Origin of the sequence: uncultured Sphingomonas sp., assembly GCF_964250165.1 — a bacterium.
Lineage (GTDB): Bacteria > Pseudomonadota > Alphaproteobacteria > Sphingomonadales > Sphingomonadaceae > Sphingomonas.
The window spans coordinates 1-5,374 of sequence record NZ_CAXUEK010000118.1 but is presented as its reverse complement, the minus strand read 5'-3'; the positions used below and the strand labels follow the sequence as shown (position 1 = coordinate 5,374).

The 5,374-nt window shown below is 71.1% G+C and carries 4 protein-coding genes; 2 read left to right on the top strand and 2 right to left on the bottom strand.

Annotated elements, in window-relative coordinates:
- Both ACFE64_RS14920 and ACFE64_RS14915 read left to right on the top strand, forming a co-directional pair.
- Positions 1-1,247, top strand: a 1,247-nt coding sequence (locus ACFE64_RS14920; RefSeq protein ID WP_375393247.1) for a DEAD/DEAH box helicase, incomplete at its 5' end; no start/stop codon positions are given.
- Between the two features lie 56 nt (positions 1,248-1,303).
- Positions 1,304-1,570, top strand: a complete 267-nt coding sequence (locus ACFE64_RS14915) for a hypothetical protein (protein WP_375393246.1) — start codon at positions 1,304-1,306, stop codon at positions 1,568-1,570.
- Between the two features lie 12 nt (positions 1,571-1,582).
- Here the strand turns inward: ACFE64_RS14915 and ACFE64_RS14910 are convergent, their stop codons facing one another.
- Positions 1,583-4,966, bottom strand: a complete 3,384-nt coding sequence (locus tag ACFE64_RS14910) for a class I SAM-dependent DNA methyltransferase (protein ID WP_375393245.1) — start codon at positions 4,964-4,966, stop codon at positions 1,583-1,585.
- A 184-nt stretch (positions 4,967-5,150) separates the two neighbouring features.
- Positions 5,151-5,374 (bottom strand): sodium/proton-translocating pyrophosphatase (locus tag ACFE64_RS14905; RefSeq protein ID WP_375393244.1); only part of this gene is annotated, 224 nt, incomplete at its 5' end.

Here is a 5,374-nt window from a genome sequence, read left to right as displayed (position 1 = left end):
TGCTCGGCATCGCGCAGACCGGCACCGGCAAGACCGCCGCGTTCGTGCTGCCCTCCATCCAGCGCCTGGTCGAAGCCAACAAGCGTCCGCTGCCGACGCATTGCCGGATGCTGGTGCTCGCCCCCACCCGCGAGCTCGCCGGCCAGATCGCCGACTCCGCCCGTGCCTATGGCCGCTTCAGCCGCATGAACGTCGCCACCGTGTTCGGCGGCACCTCGATCAACAAGAACCGCCAGGATCTGTCGCGCGGCGTCGACATCCTGGTCGCCACGCCCGGCCGGCTGCTCGATCTGGTCGAGCAGGGCTTCGCCAGCCTGGCCCAGGTCGAGATCCTGGTGCTGGACGAGGCGGACCAGATGCTCGACCTCGGCTTCATCCACGCGCTGCGCAAGATCGCCCGCATGGTGCCCAGGAAGCGCCAGACCTTGTTCTTCTCCGCCACCATGCCCGCCTCGATCCGCGAGCTGGCGGGGCAGTTCCTGCACGAGCCGGCGACCGTCTCGATCAAGCCTGCCGCCACGACGGCCGAGCGCGTCGAGCAGCACGTCACCTTCGTCAACCAGGCCGAGAAGCAGGCGCTGCTCACCCTGACGCTGCGCGATCCCGCCGTCGAACGGGCGCTGGTCTTCACCCGGACCAAACACGGCGCCGACCGTGTGGTGAAGCTGCTCGCCGGCAACGGCATCGCCGCCAACGCGATCCACGGCAACAAGAGCCAGCCGCAGCGCGAGCGCGCGCTCGCCGCGTTCAAGTCCGGCGAGGCGCCGATCCTGGTCGCGACCGATATCGCCGCGCGCGGCATCGACGTGTCGGGCGTCAGCCATGTCGTCAATTTCGAGCTGCCCAACGTGCCCGAGCAATATGTCCACCGCATCGGCCGCACCGCGCGTGCCGGCGCCAGCGGCATGGCGATCGCGTTCTGCGCCGACGACGAGCGGCCGTTCCTCAAGGACATCGAGAAGCTGACGCGCCAGCGCATCCCCGAGCGGGCGCTGCCGGCCGGCTTCGTCGCCGAGGCCGCCGCCATCAAGGCGACGCGGGTCCAGGCGATCGGCGCCGATCCCGCGCCGCGTCCCGACCGCCAGCAGCAGCGCGGCCCGGCGCGTCCGCGCGCCACGCACGCCGCGCAGCCGACCCGCAGCTATGCCAATGCGAGCCGGCGTGGCAGCGGCAGTGGCAGCGGTAGCGGTCGTTCCGGCGGCGGCAGGCCCGGCGGCGGGCGGCCCCGCGCGAACGCGGCGCGCTGACGGATACCGGCGGCGCCTCGCGGGTTGGCGCTGACGAACCTGCGAGGAGCCTTGCCATGGACGTGTCCACCACCCCCGCCCTGGAGCGCGTCGCGCGCGTGCTCGCCGGCCAGCGCATCAGCGCCAATGCGGGCGGCGACGCGGAATCGGCCTCGCGCGAGGTCGACGCCGCCTGGCCCGACCATCTCGACGACGCGCGCGCCGTGCTGAAGACGCTGCGCGAACCCGACGCGGCGATGGCCGCCGCCGGCGACCCCGCGGTCTGGGAACGCATGGTTCTCGCCGGGCTGGAACATGGCAGGCCGGAGACGGTGACCCTCTGAGTCGCGCGGCCGTCAGGCCACCCGCCTCAGGCTGAACCCGGCCGGACCGCCGGCGACGTGGCCGAGACGTTCCAACGCGGCCAGCGTCGCGGCGACGCGTGGCTCGCTCCGCCCACCTTGCGCGAAGCGGGCCGCGATCGCGGCGGCGGTCATCGCCTGGCCGCCGCGCAGACACTCGAACACGGCCGCGGTCTGGCCGACGGCGTCGCGCGGAAAGGACGGCTTGGCTTGCCGGGAGGCCGGCAGCGCCGCCTCGATCTGCTCCTCCCGCGCAGTCGCGACCGATGCCAGCCCGGCCCGCGCCTGCTGATAATCGGGTCGCAGCCAGTGGACATGGCCGCGCCGTTCGTCGGCCCGCCGCTCCGCGTTCAGGGCCGCCAGGCGGGCGACCACGTCCTCGTCGGCGAGGTCGACGGGCCAGCCATAGGCCTGCGCGACCGCGGCATCGAGACGGCGGTGAAGCTCCGCGATCAGGTCGATCCGGCCGCGTCGCCGCTGATCCTGTCGGATGGTGGTCAGCGGGCCGCCGGCGGCGATCGCGTCGTGCAGATTGTAGAGGCCCGTCAACGTTAGGTCGGAATGATCCGCCAGCACCTCCTTGCGCGCGGCGTCCAGCTCCGCCGCCAGACCGCCGATGGTCACGCGCTGCCCGGACGTCGCGAGCGGGAAGGCAAACGGGTCGAAGCACTGCGTCTTGGTGAAGCGGGGGCGATCCTCCAGCGTGCCGCCCTGAACCGCCGCCCAGCTCGTCCCGAATCGCGAGCTGAGCACGCCCAGGTGGAACGGGTCGTCGCTGGCGATGCACACCAGCATGTTGTCGGGCAGCACCGCGCCGTCCAGGAACTGGAACACCCGATGCTTCGCCGTCTCGACGGTGGCGATGTAGCGCGGCAGGCCCGCCAGCGCCGGCCGCAATTCGCGGCGCGGCTCGCCGAACAGCCACCAGTTGTCGCGATAGGCGGCGCGATTGTTGCGGTCGCGCTCGGGCCTGACCGTCGTCAGCAGGTGCTGATAGACCTCAGGGTAGCGCCGCCGCACCTCCTCGCCGGACAGCCCGAGCAGGTCGATCGCCATCAGGCCGCGCGCCCGGCCGGTCAGATCGCGCCCGTTGCGATAGGGACGGATATGGCGCTCCAGACCCTCCCGGCGGCCGAGACCGAGGAGAGCGGCCTGGGCCGGCGTGACCATGAAGCCTGCACCATGCAACGATACCCCGCGTGAGCAGAGCCAGGCGTTGGCGAGCAGGCCGTGCGCGCCGCCTAGATCGGTGCCGATCGTCAGGTCGGCGTTGATGCGGCCCGGGACCTCGGTGAACGTGATCGCGGGCGTCTCGGTGAAGAGATCGCTCTCCAGCACGACCGTCAGCAGCCGGCCCTCCTTCGCGCCCGCCTCCGCAACCGTCATCGCGATCCGCACCGCCGCCGCGTCACGGGTCGCCTTCGTCCAGGGATGATCGGGAATGGCCTGAACCAGGCTGACGGGGGGCCGCCCCGCCAACCGCCGCGCGATGACGCGACGGCTGAACTCCTGCACGATCGAGTTGGTCGTGACGAAGCCGAACCGCTTCAGCCGGGTGGCCCGGCGGGTGAGCAGGTCGGCGGCGTGATCCCACCAGTACATCACGAAATCGGCCGAGCGGCCCATCGCCGGATGCGCCTTCCACAGGGCGGTCAGGTAAGCGTCGCCCAGCCGACCGCGCAGGTCCTTGCCGCCGATGAAAGGCGGATTGCCGACGATATAGTCCGCCTCGGGCCAAGCCGGTCGTCGCGGGTTCGCCAGCTCGGTGCCGCGCCGATCGGCCGTGAGCCGTTCGCCATCGTGACGGAGCACTGCGTCGCGCACCTCGATCGTGCGCAGCTCCTCCAGCACCGGATCGGTGATGCTGCGGCCGTTGCGGAGCTGCCACTGGATGTAGCCGAGCCAGAGCACCAGTTCCGCGATCGCGGCGGCGCGGGCGTTGACCTCCAGGCCCAGGAAGTTCTTGGGGTGCACCGTCTCGGTCTCGAGCCGCAGCGCCTCCTCGCCGCCCAGCTCGGCGAGCACCTCCAGCACCTCGCCTTCCAGCCGTTTCATCATCTCGAGCGCGACGTAGAGGAAGTTGCCGGTGCCGCAGGCGGGATCGAGGATGCGCGTCTGCGCCAGCTTGACGTGGAACTCGCGCACCGTCCGGATGGCGGTGGCCCGGTCGGTCTGCCGCTCCCGCTCCACCGTGCCCAGCCGCATCAGCTCCCATTCGAGCTGCAACGGCGCGATGACGGTCGCCGCGACCAGCCGCTCGACATAGGCGCGAGGCGTATAATGGGCGCCCAACCTGCGGCGCTCCCGGGGATCGAGTGCCTGTTCGAGCAGGGTGCCGAAGATCGCCGGCTCCACGTCCGTCCAGTCGTGGCGCGACGCTTCGTGGAGCTCGCCGATCTCCTCGCGGTTGAGCGGGATCGCGTGGGCATCGTGGAACAGGCCGCCGTTGAAGCGACGCACCCGCTTGCGGAGCAGGGCCGAAACGTCGCCACGGTCCATGCCGCGCCAGAGCTCCTCCAGCAGCGGCGCGAAGCTGTCGGCCCGCGCGCGCGCCTCGTCGAGGAAGCGCGTGAAATCGCCCGGATCGAGCAGCCGCACCCGCTCGCTCTGCGCGAACATGGTGAAAAGGCAGCGCATAAGGAAATGGGCGACCTCCGCCGGCTGCCGGCCACGCCCCTCCAGCGACTTGCTGACGGCGGCGAGGCGGCGCGCGATGTCGCGCGTGACCTCGGCCGCGCGCCGCGCGGGATCGAGCGACAGCGGGTCCGTCCAGATCCGCGCCAACCGGTCGCGCACCGCCGGGTCGGTCAGCTCGTCCAGATGGAGGCGGTAGCCGGCGCGGTCGGGATAGTGCCGGTAGCGACCCTGGCGGTTGAAGTCCGCCCACACCTCGATGGCGTGCCCGACATCGCACACCAGGATGAACGGCGGCCAGCCATGCGCCGGCGGCAGCGCCTCGGCATATTGCTTGGCCTGCTCGAAGGCGTTGCGCATCAGCACGTCCCAACCGCGCTGGACGGAGCGTCGACCGCGCGTCTCGGGCGGGGGAAGGCCGGGAAGGCCGGCCTGTTCGGGCGGCAGTGTCACCGCCTTGCCACCCCCCGCCTCACGGCTCTGCTTGGCTTCGAGCACGAAGCAATCGCGGCGGTAGAGGTCGATCCGGCGGTGACTGACCTGCCCGTCCGGCCCGACGGAGTCCACCGCCCGCTCGAAGACATAATCGTTGCGATCGTGCTGGGAATCGGCCGGATCGGGCTGCGGCAAACCGAGCAGGTGGCAGAGTTCGGTGAGGAACAGGACATAGTTGGCCCGTTCGGCGCCGCCCTGATTGGCGCGCCAACGGGCGATGAAGGCGGCGATGTCGACCGAGTCGGGCATGCCCGCAGCGTGGGCGGTCGGCGCCGATCGCGTCGTCCACGCCGGCCTCCATTTTGGCGGCAATCAGATTCGCAAAGCTGATCCGTTTCGGCGGTAACCAGGCTCCGGCCGCTCCGAAGCGACAAAAAGAAAGGCCCCGCCGGTCCGGGCGGGGCCGATCCGTTCCCAAGTTCGCGCGAACGCGTCAGCCCGTCGCCTGCCCCCCCGCCAGCGCCGCCAGCAGCAGCAGCGCGACGATGTTGGTGATCTTGATCATCGGGTTCACCGCCGGCCCCGCGGTGTCCTTGTAGGGATCACCCACCGTATCGCCGGTCACCGCCGCCTTGTGCGCCTCGGAGCCCTTGCCGCCGTAATTGCCGTCCTCGATATACTTCTTGGCATTGTCCCACGCGCCGCCGCCCGAGGTCA

Excerpts from the sequence above, each read along its gene's own strand:
- ACFE64_RS14910 (WP_375393245.1), bottom strand. The coding sequence starts at position 4,966 with ATGCCCGACTCGGTCGACATCGCCGCCTTCATCGCCCGTTGGCGCGCC.
- ACFE64_RS14915 (WP_375393246.1), top strand. The coding sequence starts at position 1,304 with ATGGACGTGTCCACCACCCCCGCCCTGGAGCGCGTCGCGCGCGTGCTC.